The organism is Stenotrophomonas sp. YJH_SMC_57, assembly GCF_059369755.1.
In genome coordinates, this window is sequence record NZ_JCAFSZ010000006.1 from 121,540 (window position 1) to 145,911 (window position 24,372).

Below are 24,372 nucleotides of genomic sequence, written 5' to 3' on the forward strand. Positions count from 1 at the left end.
TGGCTTGTAAGGGCGCTATACGCCCGGTGAAGCATGCAAGGCAGTATCTGGATGTCTATGGAATGGCGCCCCTCGGGCTGGGGCCAGCGTGTGACCCGCTCGCCACTGTGGTGGCTGCGGCTTGATGGCGAACACCTCGAGCTGACCCTTGGGGGCGAGCAATACCGCCAGCACGTGGATGGCGATCATCGTGTGCAGGTTGTCCCCGGGCTGTTCTGGGCCCGGGTTGCGCTGCAAACTGAACGGGGTCCTGTGTCCGTGGGCGGGCTGCCCAATCGGCAAGCGTCCCACCTCGCCGCGGCGGTGCAGGACGTGTTGTCCGCGCGCAGCACGCGCGGGCGCAGGGGCCTGTTCGAGGACGTGCTGGCGCAGATCCAGGCCTGGCTGAGCGCGGCGGACGCACTGACCGATCGCGGTCACGCCAGCCGACGTTGGATCACCCACGAACAACAACAAGCGCTGCTGGCCGACCGCCCCGCCCTGCCGCTCTCCCCCGATGAGCTGGAGCGGCTGTTCCTCGATGCCAGCGTGCATGACGACCTGCGCTCCAGCCGCCATCTGGCCGCGCTGGAAGCGCTGAACGACTGGCATCTGGATTGGCCCGCCGTATGGGCCGAAGCGAACGACGCCATGGCCACGCGTGAGCTGGTCCTGGCCAAGGACTTCCTGGACCGGGTCGAGAGCAGACCGCTGACCGAGGAACAGGCCCGCGCGGTCATCTGCTTCGACAACCGCGTGCAGGTCGTGGCCGCGGCCGGCTCTGGCAAGACCTCCACGATGGTCGCCAAGGCGGCTTATGCCATCGATCGCGGCTTTGTCGAACCAGAGCGGATCGTCATGCTCGCCTTCAACAAAGATGCGGCCAAGGAACTGGAAGCGCGCGCGCAGCGCTCCTTTGATCGGCTCGGCATGGGTGACACCGTGGTCGAGGCGCGGACCTTCCATGCGTTGGGCCTGGCCATCATCGGCAAGGCCACCGGGCGCAAGCCCGATATTCCCGAATGGGCCATCGATGCCACGCAGGGCTTCAACAAGCTGGCCGAGCTGGTGGATGACCTGAAGGATCGCTCGATCCACTTCCGCACCCAGTGGGACATGTTCCGGCTGGTGTTCGGCCGCGACCTTCCACCGTTCGGCGCCGAGATGATGGCCGATGGCTACGACCGCGACGGCACGCCGTATATCCGCACTCTGCAGGGCGAGCGGGTGAAGAGCCTGGAAGAGTGCGTCATTGCCGATTGGCTGTTCTACAACGGCGTTGCGTACGACTACGAGCGCCGCTACGAATTTGATACCGCCACCGACACCCATCACCAGTATCGACCAAACTTCTATTACCCGGACGCGGCGCTGTATCACGAGCACTTTGCGCTCGATGCCAATGGCCAGCCGCCAAAGCATTTCGCCCACTATGCGGAGAGCATGCACTGGAAGCGGCAACAGCATGTGGCGCGCGGCACTGCGCTGGTCGAGACCACCTCGTTTGGTCTTCGCAGCGGGCACGCCTTGCATGATCTGGCAGAGACGCTTGGCGCATCCGACATCGAGCTCGATCCGAACCCGGACCGCGAGCTGCCCGATGTGGGTGCCAAGCCGATGCCGGATGCGGACCTGATCGGCTTGATGCGCACCTTCATTGCCCATGCCAAGAGCAACTGCCTGACGCTGGACGATATGGCTGCGCGCTTGCGGCAGATGCCCGAAGACCAATTCAAGGAACGCTATCGCCGCTTCCTGGAAATCGCCGGCCCCGTATTCCAGGCCTGGGACAACGCGTTGGCCGACGAGCGCGGCATCGACTTCGAAGACATGCTCAACATGGCCGCCGGGCTCCTGGAGCAGGGACATTATGCGTCGCCCTACGACCTGGTACTGGCCGACGAATTCCAGGATGCCTCGCGCGCCCGCGCCCGTCTCTGCCGTGCACTAGTCAGCCAACCCGGCCGCCACCTGTTTGCGGTGGGCGATGACTGGCAGTCGATCAATCGCTTTGCCGGCGCCGACGTTTCGGTGATGACCGGATTCCACGAATGGATGGGACATGGCCAGGTGCTGAAACTGGAGCAGACTTTCCGCTGCCCGCAGGCACTGTGCGATGTGTCCAGCCGCTTCATCAGCCGCAATCCGGCGCAGATTGGCAAGGCGGTCCGTTCGGCTACGCCAGCGATGGGCCCGGTGCTGCAGGCCTTCCAGATGACCCGGCGTGAGGAGGTGCAGGACGGTGTGCGCCAGTACCTCACCAGGCTGCATCAGCAACTGTTGTCCGGTGTGGTGCCGCGGGGACGCAACGGACGCATAACGGTCTTCGTCCTCGGGCGCTATCAGGCCGATCGCAGTGCGGTGCCTGCGGAGTGGAGAACGTCGTTTGGCAGCACGATGGAGGTCGAGTTCCTGACCGCACATCGATCGAAGGGGCGCGAAGCAGACTACGTGATTCTGCCGGGCATGGTGAACCGTAGCTTCCCGAGCCTGCGCTCGGATGACCCGGTGCTGTCGCTGGCGATGCCGGAGGGCGATTCCTATCCGCTGAGCGAAGAACGGCGGTTGTTCTATGTAGCACTGACGCGTGCGCGGCGCTCGGTGGCGATGTTCACCCTGCAGGGCAAGCACTCGCCGTTCCTGGATGAGCTGGTCAAGGACGGGGCTGTGGAAGTGACCGGGATTTCAGGCGCGGTCATCAACGAGGAACGATGCCCGGTGTGCAAGGTGGGGGTGTTTGTGGGGCGGAATGGACCTCATGGGCCGTTCCGGTCGTGCTCCAGTTACCCGTTGTGCCACAACAAGCCCAACGCGGGGTATCGTCGCGGCTGATGAAGCTGCCGGCGCCGTAACAGGCAGGACGCCGCCGTGCTCGGCGGCGTCCTGCGCGGGCTTACTGGCAGATGTACTCCTGCGCCGACTCGATGAAGTCGACGTCGAGCTCCTCGTACTGGATTTCGACGGTTTCCATGCGGGCGGAGGTGACCACGGCACGCGCGCCGACATTGCACGCGGCCGGCAGCCCACCGGCGTAGACCTGCCCGCTGATCGCATACGCCAGGCCATAGCAGGCCGAACCGAGCTGGAACGGGTTGTGCCCGCAAGCATTCACCTGCTCATTGGCCAGTCCACTGGAGGCGGTGTAGTTGGCCGTCCAGCCGCTGGGTGCATCATTGGCACAGCCGCCCGGATAGCCCTGGATCGGTGCAGTGCCAGCGTTGCAGGTATGTTCGGCGAAGCTGCCGAAGAAACTGTACTTGAGGTATGCAGTGCGGCCGCTGTCGACCCATTGCGCCGCGGCGGCGTTCTGGGCGAAGGCAGAGAGGCCAAGCAGGCACAACGCAGCTGCGGTGAGAGGTTTGAATCCCTTCAACATGACTATCGTCCTCGGAATTGGCGAAGTGCACGCATCATGCGTGCCGGCCGAGTCTAGCCAGCCCCTGCGCCGGCGAATATGACAGGCTCGGCAGTCTGCGGCACTGTGGCCTTTATCGTGGCCGATGCAGACAGCAACAAAAAAAGCCCCTGTTTCAAGGGGCTTTTTGAGAGTTCTGGCGGAGAGAGTGGGATTCGAACCCACGGAAGGTTTAACCCTTCGCCGGTTTTCAAGACCGGTGCCTTAAACCGCTCGGCCATCTCTCCGTATCGGCCCGGCCTGCTGGCCGGGCGCGTATTCTCGCACGGCCGGGCGATTTGCCCAAGACCGGCGTGGCGCCGGGCGTCACCCAGCGCTCCCAGGGCAGGCCTCAGCCCGCGTCCACCGCCAGCGCACCCAGTGCACTGGCCTTGATCCGCTCCTTGGCCTTTTCACAGGCACCACCGCAATCCAGGCGCGAGGCCTCCAGCTGCGGCGGCAGGTGCTCGGCGAGGAAGTCGATGAACACCCGCACCGCCGGCAGCAGGCCGCGGCGCGAGGCGAACACGGCGTGGCACACGCCCTGCGGCAGCGACCAGTCCGGAAGCACCACCTCCAGCTCGCCATTGCGCACCGCATCGGCGCACACGGTTTCCGGCAGCATGGTGATGCCGAAGCCGTCCTTCACCATGCTCTGCAGCAGCGGGAAGTCGAAGCCAGCCACGCGCGGCTGCAGGTCGACCCGGCGCACTTCGCCTTCCGGGCCATGCAGCTCCCAGCGCTGGCGCGCTTCGTCTTCGCTGATGCTGAGGGTGACGTGCTGGGTCAGCTCTTCCGGGTCCTTCGGGCGGCCGGCACGGTCCAGGTACTTCGGGCTGGCCACCAGCAGTTCCTGCACCTGGCCGAAGCTGCGCATCACCAGGCTGCCGTCGTCGTCCAGGCGCGAACGCACGCGCAGGGCCACGTCGTAGCCTTCATTGATGATGTCCACACGGCGGTTGCTGATGTTCAGCTGCAGGCGCACCTTCGGGTACTGCTCCAGGAACTTGGGCAGCAGCTTGGGCAGCTGCATCTGCGCCAGCGACACCGGCACGCTGGCGCGCACCACGCCGCGCGGTTCCGCGCTGAGGCGGTCCACCACTTCGCGCGCGGCCTGGGCCTCGGCCAGCATGGTCTGCGCGTGGCGGTGTACGCTGGTACCGACGTCCGTGACGGCGAAACGGCGCGTGGAGCGCTGCAGCAGGCGCACGCCCAGGTCGGTTTCCAGCTGGCTGATGCGGCGGCTCAGGCGCGACTTGGGGATGCCCAAGGCGCGCTCGGCGGCGGCGAATCCGCCGTGGTCGACCACCATCGCGAAGTAGTACAGATCATTCAGGTCATGCATGCCCGAGTTCCATATCTAGAACAATACGTGGCATTCAACCACCTTTATCCCGCCTTTGCAACAACCTATCGTTCTCTCCGTCGGCGGGGCCACCCCGCCCCTTCCTCCCAGAACATAGGTGACTGCCATGAAGCTTCTGCATCTCGACGCCAGCGTGCTTGGCGACAACTCCGTGTCCCGCCAGCTGTCGGCCGCCGTGGTCGCCCGCTTCACCGGCCAGATCGATGGCCTGCAGGTCGATTATCGCGATCTTGACGCCAATCCGGTACCGCATCTGCGCAGCAGTTCGCTGGCCAAGACCGATGCTGCCGAGGCGACCGATGCTGAACAGGTGATGCAGCAGTTCCTGGACGCCGACATCGTGGTGATCGGCGCGCCGATGTACAACTTCAGCATTCCGTCCACGCTGAAGGCCTGGATCGACCGCGTGGCCGTGGCCGGCCGCACCTTCAAGTACACCGAGAACGGCCCGGTGGGCCTGGCCGGTGGCAAGCGGGTGATCATCGCCAGCAGCCGCGGCGGCATCTACACCGACTCGCCGGCCGACTTCCAGGAGCCGTTCCTGCGCCAGGTGTTCGCCTTCATGGGTATCAACGAGGTCGAGTTCGTGCGTGCCGAAGGCATCGCCTACTCGCCGCAGCACCGTGAAGACGCCATTGCCGGCGCACTGGCCGCCCTGCCCTCGCACGAAGTGGCCGAAGCCGTCGCGGCGTAACGCGTTCCAGCGTTCGGCGCCCCTCTCCCCTCGTCTGGGCGCTGAACGCGGGCCGGGATCCCCTCCCCCATCCCGGCCCACCCCGGCGGCCCCGCTCTGCGGGGCCGTTTTCTTTTGCGGCGCGCTAGGCTTGGGGCATGAACTACATCGTGACGGCTGCGCACCGCAGCGAATTTCCGCACCCGATCACCCTGCGCCGTGGCCAGGCACTGGTGGTAGGCGAACGCTATGAAGGCCCGGAGGGCTGGGACGACTGGTTCCTGTGCGAAGCCGAGGGACAGCAGCCCGGTTTCGTGCCAGCGCCGGTGATCGGCCGCGATGCGCAGGGTGGCGCTTTTGCCACGGATGCTTACTGCGCGCGGGAACTGGATGTGGATCCCGGGCAGGTGCTGCGCGGGGAACGCACGCTCAATGGCTGGGCGTGGTGCGTACCGGAAACGGGCGAACCCGGATGGGTGCCGTTGGAGAAGGTGCGCGTCATGGCGTGATCGCGGTGGTTCATCCACGCAGGGCGTGGATGTAACCGGCATTGTAGATCCACGCCGTGCGTGGATTCGGTGCCATGCAAGCATGGCACCCACCCGAGCCACTGCGATGCCATGCAAGCATGGCACCCACCCGAGCCACTGCGATGCCATGCAAGCATGGCACCCACCAGAGCCACTGCGATGCCATGCAAGCATGGCACCCACCGGAGCCGCAGCGGTGCCATGCACGCATGGCACCCACCCGATCAGGGTGTCAGGCGATGGTTTCCAGGCCGCCCATGTACGGGCGCAGCGCTTCCGGCACGGTGATGCTGCCGTCGGCGTTCTGGTAGTTCTCCATCACCGCGATCATCGCGCGGCCCACCGCCACGCCCGAGCCGTTCAGGGTATGCGCCAGCTCCGGCTTGCCGGTGGCCGGGTTGCGCCAGCGGGCCTGCATGCGGCGGGCCTGGAAATCACCGCAGTTCGAGCACGAGGAAATCTCGCGGTAGGTCTCCTGCGACGGCAGCCAGACTTCCAGGTCGTAGGTCTTGATCGCCGAGAAGCCCATGTCGCCCGTGCACAGCAGCACCTTGCGGTAAGGCAGGCCCAGCTTTTCCAGCACCACTTCGGCGCAGCGGGTCATGCGCTGGTGCTCTGCGTCGCTGTCTTCCGGGCGGCTGATCGAGACCAGCTCGACCTTCTCGAACTGGTGCTGGCGGATCATGCCGCGCACGTCGCGGCCACCGCTGCCGGCCTCGGCGCGGAAGCACATCGAATGCGCGGTCATGCGCAGCGGCAGGCGCTCGGCATCGACGATCTCGTCGCGCACGATGTTGGTCAACGGCACTTCCGAAGTCGGGATCAGGTAACGCGTGGAATCACCCACGGCGGTCTTGAACAGGTCGTCCTCGAACTTCGGCAGCTGGCTGGTGCCACGCAGCGAATCGGCATTGACCAGCAGCGGTACGTTGGTCTCTTCGTAGCCGTGCTCGCCGGTATGCAGGTCGACCATGAACTGGGCCAGCGCACGGTGCAGGCGCGCGATCGGGCCGCGCAGCACGGTGAAGCGCGAGCCGGACAGCTTGGCGGCGGTCTCGCCGTCCAGCCAGCCATTGCGGGCGCCGAGTTCGACGTGATCCAGCACCTTGAAATCGAACTGGCGCGGGGTGCCCCAGCGCGCCTGCTCGACGTTGTCGTTCTCGTCGGCCCCGGCCGGCACGTCATCGGCCGGCAGGTTCGGAATGCCCATCGAGATCGCTTCGATCTTCTCGCGCAGCTCGTCCAGGGCCACTTCCGAAGCCTTCAGCTCGTCGGCGAACGCGGCGACCTCGGCCATGATGGCCGAGACGTCCTCGCCCTTGGCCTTGGCCTGGCCAATGGCCTTGGAACGGCTGTTGCGCAGGCTCTGCAGCTCCTGGGTCCGCACCTGGATGCGCTTGCGATCGGCCTCCAGGGACTCCAGGGCAGACACGTCGAGCTCGAAACCGCGGCTGGTGCGCAGGCGTTCGGCGAGGTCGGCGGGCTGGTGGCGGAGCAGGGCTGGATCAAGCATGGCAGGTGTCGTGGTGGGTATCAGGGATGGGATTATCGCTTGTTATACGGATTTCTGCCGCCCGGTTCATTCCCGCCGTGGCAGAATCGGGCTATTCCGTACTGGTCCGGTCCATGTCTGCACCCCGCTCGTCGTCCGCCAAGTCGTTCACTGTGCATATCCCGCGCAACGCCCTGAAGATCGCCGGTATCGCGTTCGGCGTGGGCATCCTGCTGTTCGTGCTGGTCTGGCTGACCGGCCGCGACAAGGAATTCTTCCGCGCCGACCCGGCCGCGCAGACCCCGCAGGAAACGGCCCAGGTGGAGCCATTGCCGGAGCCGCTGGCCGCGGCCGCGGGCTCCAGCGACATGCCCGATGCCAAACCGGCCCCGGTGGAGGAAGACGCCCCGAAGCTGGTCGAAACCGCCCCGCCGCCGCCTGCCCCGGTGGCGGAAGCGGCCCCGGCTGCACCGGGCCCTGCGCCGGCGGCCACCGGCAACAGCCAGCCGATGCCGATTGCCGGCCAGTCGCCGCCGCCTGCCTATCCTGCCGCCGCCCTGCGTGCCGGTGAGACCGGCAGCGTGGTGGTGCGCGTGGATGTGGATGCCACCGGCTACCCGAACAACGCCACGGTGATCCAGCGCAGCGGCTCACGCGAGCTCGACCGTGCCGCCACCGATGCAGTACGCCGCTGGCGCTTTACCCCGGCGCAGAGCAACGGCCAGGCCGTGCCCGGCAGCATTGAAGTGCCGTTCGACTTCAAGACGCAGTAACTGAACGCTTGCCGGCAGGCAAACTGAACCCTGCCGGTTGCGTTGACGCAACGCTGACACTCCTCGTCCATGGCTCGGGCAACACTGCCCACGTCGTCCATTGACGGAAGGAGTTTGCGATGACTGCCACCACACACGAAGACCTCCATTCGCCGCAGCTGCAGCAGGATTCCAGCCTGCAGCACAGGCCCACATCACCGTGGATGTGGATCGCGCTGATCGTGGCGATGTTCGCGGCCGCCCTGCTGTGGCTGCGTCACTCGAACCAGGAAGATGTAGCGCCGGCACCGGTTGGCGAGCGCATGCTGCCGGCTCCTGAGCAGGCTGCGGTTGCCGATGCTGCGGCGCCTGCCGCGCGTCAGGCCGCACCGGCTTCCAGCCAGCGCAAGGCCGCGCCGGTGGTGCGCAATCGTGAAGCGCGCCCGCTGGCCAGCAACCGCATGCCGACCTACCCGGCCGCTGCACTTCGTAGTGGCGTGCAGGGCAGCGTGATCGCCAGCCTGAATGTCGATACCCGCGGCAATGTCGCCAATGCTGCGATTGTTTCGCGCAGTGGCGAGCGCAGCCGCGACCTGGATCGTGCGGTGCTCAACACCGTGCAGAACTGGAAGTTCCAGCCTGCGGTGCATGACGGCCGCGCAGTAGCAAGCGTGGTGCGGGTTCCGGTGGATTTCCGTACCGAGCAGCGTTGATCGCGGACGAGGGGTTCGTGATGTTTCGACGGAGGCTTCGGCCTCCGTCTTTTTATGTGGGGAAGCGTGCCAACCAAGGTTGGCACCTACCGGTTGATGGAAGCGTGCCAACCAAGGTTGGCACCTACCGGTTGATGAAAGCGTGCCAACGAAGGTTGGCACCTACCGGGTTGTGTCGTCCGCCGGACGTGGCCGCTCAGGCCAGGTTGAACCCGGCGCTGCGTGCCAGGCCGTCGAAGTCCGGGAAGGATGTGGCGACGTTGGCGATGTCGTTGATGCGCACTTCGCCATCGCTGATCTGGCCGGCGATGGCGAACGCCATGGCAATGCGGTGGTCGCCGTGGCTTTCGATGGTGCCGCTGCCCAGGCGCACACCACCATGCAGGGTGGCGCCATCTTCGGTTTCGTCCACCTGCATGCCCAGCGCGCGCAGGCCGGTGGCCATCGCAGCCAGACGATCGGATTCCTTGACCCGCAGTTCGGCGGCGCCGCTGACCACCGTCTCGCCCTCGGCGGCGGCAGCGGCCACGAACAGCGCCGGGAACTCATCGATCATGTCCGGCACCAGCGCTTCCGGAATGCGCGCGCCCTTCAGCGGCGCGTAGCGCACCAGCAGATCAGCCACCGGTTCACCGCCCTGCTCGGCCGGGTTCTCTTCGGTGATGTCTGCGCCCATCAGGCGCAGCGCATGCAGCAGGCCGGTGCGGCGCGGGTTCAGGCCGACCTGCTTCAGGCGCAGCTCGGAGCCGGGAATGATGCTGGCCGCCACCAGGTAGAACGCAGCCGAGGAGAAGTCGGCCGGCACCACGATGTCGGTGGCACGCAGGCGCTGGCCACCGCGCAGGCGCGCCTTGCCCGGCGAGAATTCGATGTCCACGCCAAACGCGGACAGCATGCGCTCGGTGTAGTCGCGGGTCGGGTGCGGTTCGGTCACCTGGGTTTCGCCCTGCGCATACAGGCCGGCCAGCAGTACGGCCGACTTGATCTGTGCGCTGGCCACCGGCGAGGCGAAGTCGATGCCGTGCAGCGTCTGGCCGCCATGCACGTGCAGCGGCGGCGTGCCATCGCTCTCGGTATCGATCTTCGCACCCATCTGCGACAGCGGGCCGGTGACGCGGCGCATCGGGCGGCCAGACAGCGATTCATCGCCGATCAGCGTGCAATCAAACGCCTGCCCGGCCAGCAGGCCGGCCAGCAGGCGCATGCCAGTACCGGCGTTGCCGCAGTCCAACGGCGCGTCCGGTGCTTTCAGGCCGTCGAGGCCGACGCCGTGCACGATGCGCTGCGACGGGCTCGGCGTTTCGATGCGCACGCCCAGCTGGCTGAAGATGCGCGCGGTCGCGCGGGTGTCTTCGCCTTCCAGGAAGCCTTCGATATGCGAGGTGCCATCGGCCAACGCGGCGAACATCACCGAGCGGTGCGAGACCGACTTGTCGCCGGGAATGGTCAGGCTGCCCTGCAGCGGCTGGCCCTTGCGGGCAATCCAGTGTTGCGCGTTGCTCATCGTTCGATCATTCCGTAAACGCCGGCAGCGCCGGCGATGCATCAGGGGGCAGCGGCCGCAGCCGCCACAGCAGCACTCAGGGCACGGCCACCGGATAGGAACCCAGCACCTTGATCTGCGCCGAGTGCGCTTCCAGTTCGGCCAGCGCAGCCTGCATCGGCGCGTCGTCGATATGACCGGCCAGGTCGATGAAGAAGCCGTATTCCCACTTGCCGTGGTGCGACGGGCGCGACTCGATGCGGTTCATGCTGATGCCGTGGCGGGCAAACGGGCTGAGCACGTCGAACAGCGCACCGGGCTTGTCATGGATGAACACCAGCACCGAGGTGCGGTCATGGCCGGAGGTCGGGAAGATGTTGCGGCCCACCACCAGGAAGCGGGTGGTGTTGTCGGCGTCGTTCTGGATCGGCTTGGTGACCACCTTCTTCAGGCCGTACACATGGCCGGCGCTCTCGCCACCGATGGCCGCTGCATCGTCGGCGTTACGCGCACGGCGCGCGCCTTCGGCATTGCTCGACACCGGAATCTTCTCGGCCTTCGGCAGGTTGGCGCGCAGCCAGGCCGAGGTCTGCATGAACGACTGCGGGTGCGCGTAGATGCGCTCGATGTCCTCGATGCGGCCACTGCGCGACATCAGGTACTGCTGCACGCGCAGCTCCACTTCGCCGCAGATCTTCAGGTTGGAGGTCAGGAACATGTCCAGGGTGATCTGGATGGTGCCCTGGCCCGAGTTCTCCACCGGCACAACGCCGAAATCGGCGTTGCCCGCTTCCACTTCCTGGAACACTTCTTCGATGCTGGCCATCGGCAGGCCCAGCGCCGAGCGGCCGAAGTGCTTGAGCACGGCCTGCTGGCTGAAGGTACCCTCCGGGCCGAGGTAGCCGATCTTCAGTGGCTCCTGCTGGGCCAGGCAGGCCGACATGATCTCGCGGTAGACGTGCACCAGCAGTTCGTCGCTGAGCGGGCCTTCGTTGCGGTCCACCACCATGCGCAGCACCTGCGCTTCGCGCTCGGGGCGGTAGTAGTCGACGGCGGCGGCGAGCTTGCCCTTGGCCTTGCCCACCTGATGGGCGAAGCGCGCGCGCTCGGCAATCAGGTTCTGGATGTCACGGTCGATCTGGTCGATCTTCGAGCGCACATCGGCCAACGCCAGCGGCGCCAGGGTCGGTGCCGGGTTCGACGCGGCCTTGGCCTTGCCCTTCGCCTTGGTGGGCGCGCTGTCCTTGGCCGGTTCTGCCTTCTTCGGCGCCTTCTTGCTGGATTTGCTGCTTGCCATCGGAGTTCCTTGTTGCGGGGCACGCACCCGACGGTGCGCGCCGTTCATTGCTCAACCGTGACGCTGCTGGAAATCGGCCATGAAGGCGACCAGCGCCTCGGCCCCGGCCAGCGGCATGGCGTTGTACAGCGAGGCGCGGATGCCCCCGACCACCTTGTGCCCCTTCAGCGCCAGCAGGCCGGCGGCCTTGGCCTCGGCAACGAAGCGGGCATCGAGGTCGGCATTGGGCAGGAAGAACGGGATGTTCATCCGCGAACGCGCCGCATGCGCGACTTCGTTGCGATAGAAGCCGCCGGAACCATCGATGGCGCCGTATACCAGCGCCGCCTTGGCGGCGTTGCGCTTGGCGAACTCGGCCACGCCACCTTCGGCCAGCATCCACTTGAACACCAGCCCGGCCAGGTACCAGTTCCAGGTCGGCGGGGTATTGAGCATCGAATCGCGGGCGACGTGCGAGCGGTAATCGAAGATGTCCGCGCGCGGCTGGCCACTGCGTTCAAGCAGGTCACGGCGGATGATCATCACCGCGATGCCGACCGGGCCGAGGTTCTTCTGCGCACCGGCGTAGATCACGCCATAGCGGCGCACATCCAGCGGCTCGCTGGCGATGGACGAACTGAAATCGGCGATCAACGGGACGTTGCCGGTGTCGGGCACATCACGGAACTCGACGCCGTGGATGGTCTCGTTGGCGGTGATGTGCACGTAGGCAGCCTCGGGCGAGAGCTGCCAGTCGGCACGCGGCGGCAGCGTGCGGTAGCCATCGGCCTCGCTGCTGGCGGCAATGTTGACGTCGACGTAGACACCGGCCTGCTTGACCGCGGTCTTGCCCCAGTGGCCGCTGACCACGTAGTCGGCGCGCTGGCCGGGGGCGGCGAAGTTGAGCGGGATCAGCGCCTGCTGGGTGGTGGCACCACCGGGCAGGAACAGCACCGCATAGTCGTCGGGGATGTCGAGCAGGCGCCGCAGGTCAGCCTCGGCCTCGGCCGCCACGGACATGAACTCCGCGCCGCGATGGCTCATTTCCACGATCGAGGCGCCGGACCCGTGCCAGTCCAGCATTTCCGCCTGCGCCTGGCGCAGGACCGATTCCGGCAAGGTTGCAGGGCCGGCACTGAAGTTGAACGCGCGCGTCATGTCACACCTGTGGGGCAAGACCCCTAGTATGCCGCAGTGCACCAGCCTTGCGGCCTAGTGCGGCAAGGGAAATTTGGTTTCATTGGAATCCATTCGCCGCCAGCATGGTGCCGGTAGCCGCCGACCTTGGTCGGCGTACGCCGTCAGGCGTCAAGCCCGCCGAAGAAGCGTGCCGACCAAGGTCGGCACCCACCAGAGCGGCCCCCGAGGGTTCAGGTCAGCGCGCGCCGAACCAGAGCAGCAGGCTGAGCAGCGCGGCCAGCAGCAGTGCGCTCGCCAGCAGCCACGGCCAGCGCCGCACCTTGCGCGGTGCAGCCGGCAGCACCGACGCCTGCTCGGCATCCTGGCTCGACTCGTCCTCGACCGGCAGCGGCCGACGGCGCGGGTCGTGTGGCACTTCCAGCACGAAACGGTGCTGGCCATCGAACACGACCTGGTCGCCGGCCTGCAGCCAGCAGTGGCGTACCGCCACCCCGTTGACCCGGGTGCCGTCAGCACTACCCAGGTCGCGCAGCAACACGCGCTCGCCGTGCACTTCCACCCGCGCATGCTGCTCGGCGAACGCCGGGTCATCGATGGCGATGTCGGCCTCGCTGCCGCGGCCAATCAGGCGGGCCCGCGACAGAGTGAAGCCACGCCCATGATGGAGACCACCGACACCGCGCAGCAGGCGCTGCTGTTCGTCGGTCCCTTCCTCGTTCTTCGGTGCAGGGGCCTGCAACAGGCTTTCGACTTCGCCCTGCAGCACCATTTCCACGCCATCCACGTACACCGCGTCGCCCGCGCGCAGCAGGGCCATCCGGCGCACCGGGCGGCCGTTCACGTGGATGCCGCGGATGCCATTACCCACCTGCAACCAGAGGCCGCGGTCGTCCATGCAGAACTGCGCAAGCAGCAGGGCGCCATTACCGGCGTCGCCAAGCCGCACGCTACCGTTGGCCTGGCGCACGATGCGCTGCACCCCGGGCCGCAGCGGCTGGTCGGGCTGTTGTTGCTGACTGAAGTGAACAAGCAGGTTCTGCACGCGGCGCAGCCTAGCAGGTTGGCCGCCAACGAAGAAGAACCTGCGATGAGTGCTTGGCGCGAAGGCCCTCGATGCGCACAATGCTCGCCCTCATTGATCATCCCCGCCCTGCGCCAGGAGCCTGCATGTCCACCATCGATGTCCGCCACGCCCACGCCCTGCCCGACGCACAGGCGCGCGCCGCGATCGAACAGGTTGCCGCCAAGTTGTCCGAGCGCTTTGGCCTGAAGTCCTCGTGGACCGCCGATGTGCTGAACTTCTCCGGCAGCGGCGTGGACGGTGCGATCGAACTGCAGCCGGGCGCCGTGCGCGTGACCGCCAAGCTGGGCTTCCTGCTGTCGGCGATGAAGGGCATGGTCGAAGGCGAGATCCAGCGCGTGCTGAAGGAAAAGCTGGGCTGAATCCCGACGGCGGCCGTCACGGCCGTGCAACGCCAACGCGCGCTACTCTCGGGGCAGGCCCAACTCCCACGGGAAGTGCGATGAACCAGTACGAGAACGACGACCGCCGCAACGACGACGCTTCTTTCGGTGACCAGGCCGAGCGCTTCTCGCGCAAGCTCAGCGACTCCGCGCAACAGGTCTGGCTGGCCGGCCTGGGCGCGCTGGGCCGTGCCCAGGCCGAAGGCAGCCGCTTCTTCGATGGCCTGGTGAAGGAAGGCGAAGCCTGGGAGGCACGCCGCCGTGAACGCAATGGCGAGCAGGGCCCGGGTTGGCGCGACAACGTGGAATCGTCGCTGGATGAGGCCCGCGAGAAAGCCTCCGGCACCTGGAACAAGGTCGAAAAGGCCTTCGACGACCAAGTGCAGGGCGTGCTCAAGCGCCTGCATGTACCCACCGCCGACGAAGTGACGGCGCTGGAAGCCCGCATCGATGCCCTGCATGCGCGCCTGGCCAAGCTGGAGAATCGCGCCGCCTCAGGTGCCGACGCTCCCGCCCCGGGCAGCCATCAGTCACCGGACAGCGTGCCCTGACCGCCATTGTTGCAATGCAATAAATTTTGATTGACAATCGCGAGCAACCCGCCAATCGCTTCGGCTGCCGTTTGTTCCCTCCCCTCACGGCTTCAGGATTGGCGGGTTTTTCGTGCCTGCCGTATGCCGAATCTGCGCGCGCCGTCACATTTCCTGTCAGGAACCTCCTGACCCAGCGGCGCGATACGACCTTTACACTGTCGTCTTCCGCACTCGCCCCCTCCGCGCACCTCCTGCATGCTCCCCTGGATCCTGGCCCTGCTGTCGGCCCTGTTTAGCTGTTCCCTTGCCGTTGTCTATCTGTGGTGGATCAAGCGGCGGCAGAAGGAGATGCAACTCGGCCTGCAGGCTCTGGCCGGCATGCACTGGCGCGAATTCTCGGTGCTGGTTCGGCGCATGCTGCGCGAACAGCGCGGCCTGCGTGAACTCAGCGATGCAACAGAGGAATCACGCGAGCCGAGCAGCGACTTCCTGCTCAGCGACGGCCCCAACACCTGGCTGGTGTCGTGCAAGCACGGTCTGGCTTATCGCATTGGTACCGCCGCGGTGAACGAACTGGGCGCCGCCGCGCGCCTGGCCGGCGCGAAGGGCGGCGTGCTGCTGACCGAAGGGCGGATCGAACGCGATGGCCGCAGCGCTGCCGAAAAACAGGCGGTGGAAGTGCTGGACGGCCCACGCCTGTGGCCACTTCTGCATCCCTACCTGCCGGGCGATATCGAAGCGCGCGTGCGCGCCAGCGCCAGGCATGAAGCGCTGCGCCGGATCGCGATTGCCGCACTGGGCTCGGTCACGCTCGGGTTGCTGGTGGGCTTGGGCCTGCAGGGCCTGCACATGGAAGAGGCCAGGCCTGTTGCCGCTGCACCGACGGCGGCAGCTCCTGCGGTCGCACCCGCAACCGAGCCGGGCCCGGTTGCGGCGGCACCGGCCACTCCACCGGCCCCCTCGGACACGGACGCGCGCAGCAATCCGAACCCGGATGCGGCCACCCTGGATCGCTACCAGGCCGAGCTGGCCCGTGCCCTCGCCGGCAAGCCCGGTATTGCCAGCGGCGTGTGGCTGACCCGGCAGACCCTGGCGATCAACCGCACCGGTGAACTGGACGCGGTGTGGCCACGGGTCTGCGAGGAAGTGCTGCACTACCCCGCGCTGCGCAACGTGCGCATCCAGCTCAATGCCCGCCCCGGCGTGGATGAGCCGGTGCGCTGGCGGCAGTGCGCTACGTATTGATGCGGCAGCATCCACGCATGGCGCGCATCTACCAGTGGCTCGCACGCATCACGTAATCCCAACCGGGATTCAGTAGATCCACGCCATGCGTGGATGCCTCTGTGGCGTCGAGCTACGCTCGACTCATCGCGCATCACACGAACAGCAGCCCAGCATGGGCTCGGCTCTTCATGGCGCCGGCTCAGCCCAATGCTGCGAGATGGGCGATGTAACTGGAACGCGATTCACCCGCCGCTCTTGCCTGCGCATCCAGCCTAGCCAGGATCCGGCGTGGCAGGCTGATGTTGACCCGCTCGATGGTGTCGTCCAGCAGCGCCGGATCAATGCAGATGTACGCAAGAATCCAACGGATGTCCTTGGATGCCTCGGCGGCGATTTTCTGGGGCGCGGAAGGTGTCGGAATCGAGCGCCCGTCATCCAGGGCCGCGTCGATCCAGGCAAGCGCAGCCTCTTCCGCAGCGCTGAGCGCATCATCAAGCGTGTCGGCCGCCGAGAAGCACCCGGGCAGATCCGGAACGACGACGCCCCAGGCGGTGCGCTCATCGCCTGCCTCGATCAAGACTGGATAGCGCATGGGACCTCCTACGTCAGCCTTGCGAGCTTCCGCGAATCCGCCGACAGGTCCAACCTGCCGCTTCCAATTCCCGGATGAGCTCCCTGCTCTTCATGCAGGGACGATACACATCGTACACACGCCCCGACAGAGTTCAAGGCGACAGTACAGGCTGAGCGAATCGGCGCCTAGCGCGCGCCCGGCGCAAAGCGCGCCACCAGGTCCCACGCGTCGCCAAGGAACACCTGCCGCACGCGGGTGATCGGCTGTTCACCGCGCCAGGTCAGGCGCTCGATCACCAGGCAGGCGGTGCCAGGCTTCACGTCCAGCAGCTTGGCCGTGGCGGTGTCCGCGCCCCAGGCACTGATGCGGTGCTGGGCCCGGGTCCACGACACGTTCTGCAGCAGCCAGCTGCCCGGTGCGGTGGTGTTGAAATCGACCTGCAGAACCTCGGGCACGCCGACCGGACTGATCAACCGATGTTCCAGCGCCAACGGGCGGCCATCGGCCAGGTGCAGGCAGCGCATCGCCAGCAGCTTCTGCTGGCCGGCCAGCTCGAGCTCGCCGGGATTGCCGGCGTCGGCCAGGCGCAGTTCGCGCTGCAGCAGCCGGTAGCCATACTGATGCCCGCGCGAGCCCACCTCCATCGCGATATCGGGGATCTCCAGCGCCACCTGCTCCAGGTGCGGCGGCTGCCGTGCCACGAACGAGCCGGCGCGACGGCGGCGCTCGATCATGCCGCTCTCGGCCAGTGCGGTCAGCACCTTGTTCACCGTCATCCGCGAGCAACCGTACTGCTCCATCAGCTCGTGCTCGTACGGGATGCGGAAGCCCGGCGCCCACTCTCCGCTGAGGATGCGGCTTTCCAGATCGCTGCGGATACGCTGGTTGAGCGTGGCGGACTTGCTGGCCTTCACGTAATGGAGTCTCGGTGGCGGGAGGCGATCAGTCCAGCACGCCCTTCAGGGCGGCGGCAAAGGCGGTGGTGATCGCCTCGCGCTGCAGGTGGCGGCCGTCGGCCACGTACTGGCGGCCATGGCGCCAGACCGATCGCAGCGCGCCATTACGTGCGGCGAACACCCAGCTGTCAAGCCACGCGTCGTCCTGTCGCGCCTGCAGCGCGGGATGCGCAGCGTCCAGTTCAATCAGGTCGGCACTGGCACCGACCTGCAGGCCCGCCGCCACGCCCAGTGCCTGCGCACCGCCATGCAGTGCGCCCTCGAACAGGAAGCGACCGGTGCTGCGGGTGGCATCCGGGGCCAGCACATTGCGCCCGCGCAGGGTCAGGCGCTGGCCGTACTCGAGCAGGCGCAGCTCTTCGGCGGCGTCGATCAACACATTGGAATCGGAACCGACGCCGAAGCGACCGCCTTCGCGTGCGAACGCCCGCATCGGGAACAGGCCATCGCCCAGGTTGGCCTCGGTGATCGGGCACAGACCGGCCACGGCCCGGCTGGCCACGATGGCTGCGCGCTCGTCGTCGGTGATGTGGGTGGCATGCACCAGGCACCAGCGCGCGTCCACCGGCGCATGGTTGCACAGCCACTGCACCGGGCGCTGGCCGCTCCAGGCCAGGCAGGCCTCGACTTCGCGCACCTGCTCGGCGATATGGATGTGCACCGGGCCGTCGGTCAGCGGCAGCAACGCACTCAGTTCCTCGCCGGTGACTGCACGCAGGCTGTGCGGCGCGATGCCGAGCACCGCGTCAGGCAGCGCGGCCAATGCCGGCCTGGCGGCCTCCAACAGCTGCGCGAAGCCGTCCACATCGTGGATCAGGCGACGCTGCGCGGGATTAGGCGGCGCACCGCCGAAATCAGCATGGGCATAGAACACCGGCAACAGGGTCAGGCCGATGCCGGTCTGATCGGCCGCCGCCGCAATCCGCGCACTCATCTCGGCACGGTTGGCATACGGGCGACCGTCGGCGTCGTGGTGCAGATAGTGGAATTCGCCAACGCGGGTGAAACCACTTTCCAGCATTTCCATATAGGCCTGGGCGGCGATGGCCTGCACCGCATCCGGGCGCAGGTGGGCCAGGAAGCGGTACATCAGTTCGCGCCAGCTCCAGAAACTGTCGCCGTCACCGCCGCCGATCTCGGTCAGGCCGGCCATGCCACGCTGGAACGCATGGCTGTGCAGGTTGGGCAGGCCCGGCACCAGGATGCCGACCCGGGTATCGCCCGGCTGCGCACCCTGGCCCGTGCGGATGTCCGTGATGCGGCCGTCCTGCACCTGCAACTGGACATCGCGGGCCCAGCCTCCGGCCAGCAGGGCGTGGGCGGCATGGAATCTGTTGGGGGAACGCGAATCGGACATGGCTGGACAACCCGAAATGGACGCCTATATTGTATAGACATATAAGCACAGCCGCGTTGTGGATGCCATGCACGTCGATACCCTCTGGTCCAACGTCCACCTGATCACCCTCGACGGCGACGGCCTGGGCGTCATCCGCGATGGCGTGCTGGCCTGCGCCGACGGACGCATCGTCCATGTCGGCATCGCCGGCAGCGATGCCCACCTGCAACCGACCACCCGCATCGACGGCGAAGGCCGCTGGATCTCGCCGGGACTGATCGACTGCCACACCCATCTGGTCTACGCCGGCAACCGCGCCAACGAGTTCGAGCAGCGCCTGCAGGGCGTCAGCTATGCCGAGATCGCCCGTGCCGGCGGCGGCATCGTCTCCACCGTGCGTGCCACCCGCGCCGCCACGCCGGAACAGCTGGCCCGTGAAAGCCGCCCCCGCCTGCTGGCGATGCGCGCCGAAGGCGTGACCACGCTCGAGATCAAGTCCGGCTACGGCCTGACTTTGCCCGACGAACGCAAGCAATTGCAGGTGGCGCGTGCGCTGGGCGAGGAATGCCGGGTCAACGTGGTGACCACCTTCCTCGGCGCACATGCCATCCCGCCGGGCCGCGAGGCACAGGAATACACCGACGAGGTGTGCAACGTGATGATTCCGGCCATCGCCGCCGAAGGCCTGGCCGAAGCGGTGGATGTGTTCTGCGAGAACATCGCCTTCTCGCCCGCGCAGGCGCGGCAGGTGTTCGAGGCGGCACGCGCCCAAGGGCTGGCGGTGAAGATCCATGCCGAGCAGCTGAGCAACCAGCATGGCGCCGAACTGGCGGCCGGCTTCGGTGCAGTCTCGGCCGACCATATCGAGCACCTCGATGACGCCGGCATCGCGGCAATGGCCGCCGCCGGCACCGTCGCCGTGCTGCTGCCCGGCGCCTTCTATTTCACCCGCGATACCACCCTGCCGCCGATCGCGGCGCTGCGTGCGGCCGGGGTCCCGCTGGCGCTGGCCACCGACAGCAACCCGGGCACCTCGCCCCTGACCAGCCCGCTGCTGGCGATGAACATGGGCGCCACCCTGTTCCGCCTGACCGTGGACGAGTGCATTGCCGGCTTCACCCGTGAAGCGGCGCGTGCGCTGGGCCATGGCGACCGTATCGGCCGACTGGCCGTGGGCATGGACTGCGACCTGGCGATCTGGGACATCGACGCCCCCGCCGATCTGGTCTATCGCATTGGATTCAACCCGCTGCACGCGCGCGTGGTGCGCGGACAGCCCGACCTGCCTGCCTCCTGGAGCAACACATGAGCAACACCCTGGTTCTTCGTCCTGGCCATGTCACTCTCGCCCAGTGGCGGCAGGTCTATCGCGGCGCGCCGCTGGCACTGGACCCGGCCGCGCTGCCGGTGGTGCGTGCCAGTGCCGCGGCCGTGGCCGCCATCGTCGCCAAGGGCGCGCCGGTCTATGGCATCAACACCGGCTTCGGCAAGCTGGCCAGCGTGCGCATCGAGCGCGAGGACCTGGCCACCCTGCAGCGGAACATCGTGCTCTCACATGCTGCCGGTGTGGGCGAGCCGATGCCGGCCAGCGTAGTGCGCCTGATGATGGCGCTGAAGCTGGTCAGCCTTGCGCAGGGTGCTTCGGGCATCCGTGAGGACACCCTGCTGCTGCTGGAGGCGATGCTGGTCAAGGGCGTGCTGCCGGTGGTGCCGGCACAGGGCTCGGTGGGTGCTTCGGGTGACCTGGCACCGCTCTCGCACCTGGCCAGCGTGATGCTGGGCGTGGGCGAAGCCTTCATCGGCGACGAACGCCTGCCCGCGGTCGATGCTCTGGCGCGCGCCGGTCTGCAGCCGATCGAACTGGGCGCGAAGGAAGGCCTGGCGCTGCTCAACGGCACCCAGTTCTCCACCGCTTATGCGCTGGCTGGCCTGTTCGAGATCGAGACCGTGTTCCAGGCCGCGCTGGTCACGGGCGCACTCTCGGTGGAAGCGGCCAAGGGCTCCGATACGCCGTTCGACCCGCGCATCCACGCCATCCGTGGCCAGCGCGGGCAGATTGCCACTGCGGCTACGCTGCGCACGCTGATGCAGGGCTCGGACATCCGCGAATCGCACCGTGACAACGATGTGCGCGTGCAGGATCCGTACTGCCTGCGCTGCCAGCCGCAGGTGATGGGTGCCGCACTGGACATCCTGCGCCAGGCCGCGACCACGCTGGAAATCGAAGCCAATGGCGTGTCCGACAACCCGCTGGTGTTCACCGATACCGGCGAAGCCCTGTCCGGCGGCAACTTCCACGCCGAGCCGGTGGCCTTCGCCGCCGACATGCTGGCGATGGCGGTGTGCGAGATCGGCTCGATCAGCGAGCGCCGCCTGGCGATGCTGGTGGACCCGGCGCTGTCCGGCCTGCCGGCGTTCCTGACCCCGCGCCCGGGCCTCAACTCGGGCTTCATGATTCCGCAGGTGACCGCCGCCGCGCTGGTCTCGGAAAACAAGCAGCGCGCCTACCCGGCGAGCGTTGATTCGATCCCCACTTCGGCCAACCAGGAAGACCATGTGTCGATGGCCGCGCACGGCGCGCGCCGCCTGATGCAGATGGCCGAGAACGCGGCCAACGTGATCGGCATCGAGCTGCTGGCCGCCACGCAGGGCTGCGACTTCCACGCCCCGCTGCGCTCCAGCGCCGCGCTGGAAAGCGTGCGCGCCACCCTGCGTGCGCAGGTACCGACGCTGGAAGAGGATCGCTACTTCCACCCGGACATGGTGGCCGCCACGAACCTGGTGCGCAGCGGCGCGTTGGCGCAGGGCCTGGCCGATCTGTTGCCGACCGCGGAACCGCAGGCATGAACGCCCATCCCGAATGGCTGACCGTGCACGAGGGCGACGCCCCCCTCATCGTCAGCTTCCCGCATACCGGCAGCGAGCTGCCGCACGACCTGATCGGCGACTACCATTCGCCGTGGCTGGCCCGTCGCGACGCCGACTGGTGGGTGCACGAGCTGTACGACTTCGTGCGCGGCATGGGCGCGACCACGGTGCGCTCGGCGATCTCACGTTCAGTGATCGATCTCAATCGTGATCCCAGCGGTGTCTCGCTGTACCCAGGCCAGAACACCACCGGCCTGTGCCCGCTGACCACCTTCGACAACCAGCCGCTGTACCACGCCGGGCGCGAGCCGGACGAGGCGGAAATCGCCCGCCGCCGCGATACCTATTTCCTGCCCTACCACGATGCGCTGGCCGCGCAGATCACCCGCCTGCGCGCACGCTACGGCACCGTGGTGGTGTACGACGCGCACTCGATCCGCTCGCACATTCCACACCTGTTCGACGGCGAACTGCCGCAGTTCAACCTGGGCACCGCCGGCCCCTCCGGCACACCGGACACCTCCTGCGACAACGCCTTGAGCGATGTGGTGGAGAACCTGCTGAAAATCAGTGGCATGAGTCAGGTGCGCAACGGCCGCTTCAAGGGCGGCTGGATCACCCGCCACTACAGCAACATCGCCGGCGGCGTGCATACCCTGCAGATGGAACTTGCCTGCCGCGGCTACATGCACGAGCCACTGCCCGACCAGGTGGACGAACACAGCTGGCCCACCCCGCTCGACCCCGACCACGCCGCACCGCTGCGCCACACCCTGGCGCAGGTGCTCAACGCCTGCCTTGAATTCGCTACGAACCGGAGCGCCGCATGACCCGCAACGACCCGTCCCGCACCATCGCCGCGCCGACCGGCACCACGCTCAACGCCAAGAGCTGGCTGACCGAAGCGCCGCTGCGCATGCTGATGAACAACCTGCACCCGGACGTGGCCGAGCGCCCGCAGGAACTGGTGGTGTACGGCGGCATCGGCCGCGCCGCGCGCGATTGGGAGAGCTTCGATGCGATCGTCGAAACGCTCAAGCGCCTGGATGACGACCAGACCCTGCTGGTGCAGTCGGGCAAGCCGGTGGGCGTGTTCCGCACCCACGCCGACGCACCGCGCGTGCTGATCGCCAATTCCAACCTGGTTCCGCGCTGGGCCAACTGGGACCACTTCAACGAGCTGGATAAGAAGGGCCTGGCCATGTACGGCCAGATGACCGCGGGCAGCTGGATCTACATCGGCGCGCAGGGCATCGTGCAGGGCACCTACGAGACCTTCGTGGAAATGGGTCGCCAGCACTTCGGTGGCGACCTGACCGGCAAGTGGCTGTTCACCGGCGGCCTGGGCGGCATGGGCGGCGCGCAGCCGCTGGCCGCGGTGATGGCCGGCGCCTCGTGCCTGGCAGTGGAATGCCGCAAGAGCAGCATCGACATGCGCCTGCGCACCGGATACCTGGATACCTGGACCGATAACCTGGACGAAGCGCTGCGCCTGATCGACGAGTCGTGCAAGACGGGGACGCCGAAGTCGGTGGGCCTGCTCGGCAACGTCGCCGATGTGCTGGCCGAACTGCTCAAGCGCGGCATCAAGCCCGACCTGCTGACCGACCAGACCTCCGCACATGACCCGGTGAACGGCTACCTGCCGCAGGGCTGGACGGTCGAACAGTGGGACGACAAGCGCGTAGCTGCCCCCAAGGAAGTGGAGAAGGCTGCACGCGCGTCGATGGCCAACCACATCCGCGCCATGCTCGGCTTCCACGCGCTGGGCGTGCCGACCGTGGACTACGGCAACAACCTGCGGCAGATGGCGCTGGAAGAAGGCGTGGCCAATGCCTTTGACTTCCCCGGTTTCGTGCCGGCCTACATCCGTCCGCTGTTCTGCCGCGGCATCGGCCCGTTCCGCTGGGCGGCGCTGAGCGGTGACCCGGAAGACATCGCCAAGACCGATGCCAAGGTGAAGGAACTGATTCCGGACAACCCGCACCTGCACCGCTGGCTGGACATGGCCGCCGAGAAGATCAAGTTCCAGGGACTGCCGGCGCGCATCTGCTGGGTGGGCCTGGGCGATCGCGATCGACTGGGCCTGGCCTTCAACGAGATGGTCGCCAACGGCGAGCTGAAGGCGCCGGTGGTGATCGGCCGCGACCACCTGGACAGCGGCAGCGTGGCGTCGCCGAACCGCGAAACCGAAGCGATGGCCGACGGCTCCGATGCAGTATCCGACTGGCCGCTGCTGAACGCCCTGCTCAATACCGCCAGCGGCGCGACGTGGGTGTCGCTGCATCACGGCGGCGGCGTCGGCATGGGCTTCTCGCAGCACGCCGGCATGGTGATCGTCTGCGACGGCACCGAGGCCGCCGCCAAGCGCATCGGCCGCGTGCTGTGGAACGACCCGGCCACCGGCGTGATGCGCCATGCCGATGCCGGCTATGAGATCGCGATTGATTGCGCGAAGGAAAAGGGATTGGATCTGCCGGGAATCCTGGGCTGATCGCAGGGGTGCCGGCCAGCGGCCGGCACTATCGGGCACGTTCCGCCCTGGCAGGTGTGGTAGTGCCGGCCGCTGGCCGGCTCTCCCTGGTGCGGGAATCGGTGCCCTTGACCCGCTCT

22 protein-coding genes and 1 tRNA gene are annotated in these 24,372 nt (G+C 67.1%); 12 read left to right on the forward strand and 11 right to left on the reverse strand.

Translation table 11 applies throughout. The features are described 5' to 3' along the window. Window positions 1-57 precede the first annotated feature (57 nt). Window positions 58-2,811 carry a UvrD-helicase domain-containing protein gene (locus tag AC5P7U_RS09620; RefSeq protein ID WP_197563689.1) on the forward strand — a complete coding sequence of 918 codons (2,754 nt, stop codon included), beginning with the start codon at window positions 58-60 and terminating at the stop codon, window positions 2,809-2,811. 61 nt (window positions 2,812-2,872) lie between these two features. Here the strand turns inward: AC5P7U_RS09620 and AC5P7U_RS09625 are convergent, their stop codons facing one another. The 3 genes from AC5P7U_RS09625 to AC5P7U_RS09635 all read right to left on the reverse strand — a co-directional run bounded on the left by AC5P7U_RS09625 (window position 2,873) and on the right by AC5P7U_RS09635 (window position 4,718). Then, window positions 2,873-3,355, reverse strand: coding sequence for a hypothetical protein (locus tag AC5P7U_RS09625; protein ID WP_006452301.1), 483 nt, complete (start codon window positions 3,353-3,355; stop codon window positions 2,873-2,875). 176 nt (window positions 3,356-3,531) lie between these two features. Next, window positions 3,532-3,621 (reverse strand) — tRNA-Ser (locus AC5P7U_RS09630). Window positions 3,622-3,725: 104 nt separating this feature from the next. Continuing rightward, window positions 3,726-4,718 (reverse strand): LysR family transcriptional regulator, encoded by a 993-nt coding sequence (locus AC5P7U_RS09635; RefSeq protein WP_005410175.1) that lies wholly within the window; start codon window positions 4,716-4,718, stop codon window positions 3,726-3,728. A 127-nt stretch (window positions 4,719-4,845) separates the two neighbouring features. On the opposite strand from AC5P7U_RS09635, the gene AC5P7U_RS09640 reads away from it, so the two are divergent. Together AC5P7U_RS09640 and AC5P7U_RS09645 are read left to right on the forward strand one after the other, a co-directional pair. Further along, complete coding sequence (locus AC5P7U_RS09640) at window positions 4,846-5,433, forward strand: FMN-dependent NADH-azoreductase (RefSeq protein ID WP_006452340.1); 588 nt, start codon at window positions 4,846-4,848, stop codon at window positions 5,431-5,433. Between the two features lie 137 nt (window positions 5,434-5,570). After that, on the forward strand, window positions 5,571-5,921 hold the full coding sequence (locus AC5P7U_RS09645) for an SH3 domain-containing protein (protein WP_006452372.1): 351 nt from the start codon (window positions 5,571-5,573) through the stop codon (window positions 5,919-5,921). 253 nt (window positions 5,922-6,174) lie between these two features. Here AC5P7U_RS09645 and serS read toward each other — a convergent pair whose 3' ends face one another. After that, window positions 6,175-7,455, reverse strand: a complete 1,281-nt coding sequence (serS, locus tag AC5P7U_RS09650; RefSeq protein ID WP_006452392.1) for a serine--tRNA ligase — start codon at window positions 7,453-7,455, stop codon at window positions 6,175-6,177. Between the two features lie 113 nt (window positions 7,456-7,568). On the opposite strand from serS, the gene AC5P7U_RS09655 reads away from it, so the two are divergent. Both AC5P7U_RS09655 and AC5P7U_RS09660 read left to right on the forward strand, forming a co-directional pair. Beyond that, window positions 7,569-8,207: an energy transducer TonB gene (locus AC5P7U_RS09655; protein ID WP_197563678.1), complete on the forward strand. Its 639-nt coding sequence runs from the start codon at window positions 7,569-7,571 to the stop codon at window positions 8,205-8,207. 119 nt (window positions 8,208-8,326) lie between these two features. Next, entirely contained in the window at window positions 8,327-8,899 is a 573-nt protein-coding gene (locus AC5P7U_RS09660) for an energy transducer TonB (RefSeq protein ID WP_006452398.1), read from the forward strand. Between the two features lie 196 nt (window positions 8,900-9,095). On the opposite strand, the gene aroA is transcribed toward AC5P7U_RS09660, so the two are convergent. The 4 genes from aroA to AC5P7U_RS09680 all read right to left on the reverse strand — a co-directional run bounded on the left by aroA (window position 9,096) and on the right by AC5P7U_RS09680 (window position 13,840). After that, entirely contained in the window at window positions 9,096-10,403 is a 1,308-nt protein-coding gene (gene aroA, locus AC5P7U_RS09665) for a 3-phosphoshikimate 1-carboxyvinyltransferase (protein WP_197563679.1), read from the reverse strand. Window positions 10,404-10,479: 76 nt separating this feature from the next. After that, the gene (pheA, locus tag AC5P7U_RS09670) at window positions 10,480-11,679 is read right to left on the reverse strand and encodes a prephenate dehydratase (RefSeq protein WP_006452477.1); all 1,200 of its coding nucleotides are present in this window, start codon (window positions 11,677-11,679) and stop codon (window positions 10,480-10,482) included. Between the two features lie 51 nt (window positions 11,680-11,730). Next, window positions 11,731-12,816, reverse strand: a complete 1,086-nt coding sequence (gene serC / locus AC5P7U_RS09675; protein ID WP_197563680.1) for a 3-phosphoserine/phosphohydroxythreonine transaminase — start codon at window positions 12,814-12,816, stop codon at window positions 11,731-11,733. Between the two features lie 217 nt (window positions 12,817-13,033). Further along, complete coding sequence (locus tag AC5P7U_RS09680; RefSeq protein ID WP_197563681.1) at window positions 13,034-13,840, reverse strand: FHA domain-containing protein; 807 nt, start codon at window positions 13,838-13,840, stop codon at window positions 13,034-13,036. A 125-nt stretch (window positions 13,841-13,965) separates the two neighbouring features. Here AC5P7U_RS09680 and AC5P7U_RS09685 point away from each other — a divergent pair, with 125 nt between their 5' ends. The 3 genes from AC5P7U_RS09685 to AC5P7U_RS09695 all read left to right on the forward strand — a co-directional run bounded on the left by AC5P7U_RS09685 (window position 13,966) and on the right by AC5P7U_RS09695 (window position 16,040). Then, on the forward strand, window positions 13,966-14,241 hold the full coding sequence (locus tag AC5P7U_RS09685; protein ID WP_005417302.1) for a polyhydroxyalkanoic acid system family protein: 276 nt from the start codon (window positions 13,966-13,968) through the stop codon (window positions 14,239-14,241). A gap of 80 nt (window positions 14,242-14,321) precedes the next feature. Then, complete coding sequence (locus AC5P7U_RS09690; RefSeq protein ID WP_006452496.1) at window positions 14,322-14,813, forward strand: phasin family protein; 492 nt, start codon at window positions 14,322-14,324, stop codon at window positions 14,811-14,813. Window positions 14,814-15,050: 237 nt separating this feature from the next. Continuing rightward, window positions 15,051-16,040, forward strand: a complete 990-nt coding sequence (locus tag AC5P7U_RS09695) for a restriction endonuclease (RefSeq protein ID WP_197563682.1) — start codon at window positions 15,051-15,053, stop codon at window positions 16,038-16,040. 181 nt (window positions 16,041-16,221) lie between these two features. Here the strand turns inward: AC5P7U_RS09695 and AC5P7U_RS09700 are convergent, their stop codons facing one another. The 3 genes from AC5P7U_RS09700 to AC5P7U_RS09710 all read right to left on the reverse strand — a co-directional run bounded on the left by AC5P7U_RS09700 (window position 16,222) and on the right by AC5P7U_RS09710 (window position 18,909). Next, on the reverse strand, window positions 16,222-16,614 hold the full coding sequence (locus AC5P7U_RS09700; RefSeq protein ID WP_006452583.1) for a type II toxin-antitoxin system HicB family antitoxin: 393 nt from the start codon (window positions 16,612-16,614) through the stop codon (window positions 16,222-16,224). Window positions 16,615-16,781: 167 nt separating this feature from the next. Further along, on the reverse strand, window positions 16,782-17,510 hold the full coding sequence (gene hutC / locus AC5P7U_RS09705; RefSeq protein ID WP_197563683.1) for a histidine utilization transcriptional repressor HutC: 729 nt from the start codon (window positions 17,508-17,510) through the stop codon (window positions 16,782-16,784). A gap of 28 nt (window positions 17,511-17,538) precedes the next feature. Beyond that, window positions 17,539-18,909 (reverse strand): formimidoylglutamate deiminase, encoded by a 1,371-nt coding sequence (locus AC5P7U_RS09710; protein WP_197563684.1) that lies wholly within the window; start codon window positions 18,907-18,909, stop codon window positions 17,539-17,541. A gap of 67 nt (window positions 18,910-18,976) precedes the next feature. Here AC5P7U_RS09710 and hutI point away from each other — a divergent pair, with 67 nt between their 5' ends. From hutI to hutU, 4 genes are read left to right on the forward strand one after another with little or no spacing between them, the layout of a single operon-like run. Beyond that, window positions 18,977-20,200, forward strand: a complete 1,224-nt coding sequence (gene hutI, locus AC5P7U_RS09715) for an imidazolonepropionase (RefSeq protein WP_006452719.1) — start codon at window positions 18,977-18,979, stop codon at window positions 20,198-20,200. Further along, window positions 20,197-21,738, forward strand: a complete 1,542-nt coding sequence (gene hutH, locus AC5P7U_RS09720; protein WP_197563685.1) for a histidine ammonia-lyase — start codon at window positions 20,197-20,199, stop codon at window positions 21,736-21,738. The genes hutI and hutH overlap by 4 nt, the downstream gene beginning before the upstream one ends. Further along, window positions 21,735-22,589, forward strand: a complete 855-nt coding sequence (gene hutG / locus AC5P7U_RS09725; RefSeq protein ID WP_006452775.1) for an N-formylglutamate deformylase — start codon at window positions 21,735-21,737, stop codon at window positions 22,587-22,589. Before hutH ends, hutG begins: the two co-directional genes overlap by 4 nt. Further along, entirely contained in the window at window positions 22,586-24,253 is a 1,668-nt protein-coding gene (gene hutU, locus AC5P7U_RS09730) for a urocanate hydratase (RefSeq protein ID WP_197563686.1), read from the forward strand. The genes hutG and hutU overlap by 4 nt, the downstream gene beginning before the upstream one ends. Window positions 24,254-24,372 lie beyond the last annotated feature (119 nt).

Coding starts and splice junctions, on each gene's coding strand:
- AC5P7U_RS09620 (WP_197563689.1), top strand. CDS start 58: ATGGAATGGCGCCCCTCGGGCTGGGGCCAGCGTGTGACCCGCTCGCCA.
- AC5P7U_RS09625 (WP_006452301.1), bottom strand. CDS start 3,355: ATGTTGAAGGGATTCAAACCTCTCACCGCAGCTGCGTTGTGCCTGCTT.
- AC5P7U_RS09635 (WP_005410175.1), bottom strand. CDS start 4,718: ATGCATGACCTGAATGATCTGTACTACTTCGCGATGGTGGTCGACCAC.
- AC5P7U_RS09640 (WP_006452340.1), top strand. CDS start 4,846: ATGAAGCTTCTGCATCTCGACGCCAGCGTGCTTGGCGACAACTCCGTG.
- AC5P7U_RS09645 (WP_006452372.1), top strand. CDS start 5,571: ATGAACTACATCGTGACGGCTGCGCACCGCAGCGAATTTCCGCACCCG.
- serS (WP_006452392.1), bottom strand. CDS start 7,455: ATGCTTGATCCAGCCCTGCTCCGCCACCAGCCCGCCGACCTCGCCGAA.
- AC5P7U_RS09655 (WP_197563678.1), top strand. CDS start 7,569: ATGTCTGCACCCCGCTCGTCGTCCGCCAAGTCGTTCACTGTGCATATC.
- AC5P7U_RS09660 (WP_006452398.1), top strand. CDS start 8,327: ATGACTGCCACCACACACGAAGACCTCCATTCGCCGCAGCTGCAGCAG.
- aroA (WP_197563679.1), bottom strand. CDS start 10,403: ATGAGCAACGCGCAACACTGGATTGCCCGCAAGGGCCAGCCGCTGCAG.
- pheA (WP_006452477.1), bottom strand. CDS start 11,679: ATGGCAAGCAGCAAATCCAGCAAGAAGGCGCCGAAGAAGGCAGAACCG.
- serC (WP_197563680.1), bottom strand. CDS start 12,816: ATGACGCGCGCGTTCAACTTCAGTGCCGGCCCTGCAACCTTGCCGGAA.
- AC5P7U_RS09685 (WP_005417302.1), top strand. CDS start 13,966: ATGTCCACCATCGATGTCCGCCACGCCCACGCCCTGCCCGACGCACAG.
- AC5P7U_RS09690 (WP_006452496.1), top strand. CDS start 14,322: ATGAACCAGTACGAGAACGACGACCGCCGCAACGACGACGCTTCTTTC.
- AC5P7U_RS09695 (WP_197563682.1), top strand. CDS start 15,051: ATGCTCCCCTGGATCCTGGCCCTGCTGTCGGCCCTGTTTAGCTGTTCC.
- AC5P7U_RS09700 (WP_006452583.1), bottom strand. CDS start 16,614: ATGCGCTATCCAGTCTTGATCGAGGCAGGCGATGAGCGCACCGCCTGG.
- AC5P7U_RS09710 (WP_197563684.1), bottom strand. CDS start 18,909: ATGTCCGATTCGCGTTCCCCCAACAGATTCCATGCCGCCCACGCCCTG.
- hutI (WP_006452719.1), top strand. CDS start 18,977: ATGCACGTCGATACCCTCTGGTCCAACGTCCACCTGATCACCCTCGAC.
- hutH (WP_197563685.1), top strand. CDS start 20,197: ATGAGCAACACCCTGGTTCTTCGTCCTGGCCATGTCACTCTCGCCCAG.
- hutG (WP_006452775.1), top strand. CDS start 21,735: ATGAACGCCCATCCCGAATGGCTGACCGTGCACGAGGGCGACGCCCCC.
- hutU (WP_197563686.1), top strand. CDS start 22,586: ATGACCCGCAACGACCCGTCCCGCACCATCGCCGCGCCGACCGGCACC.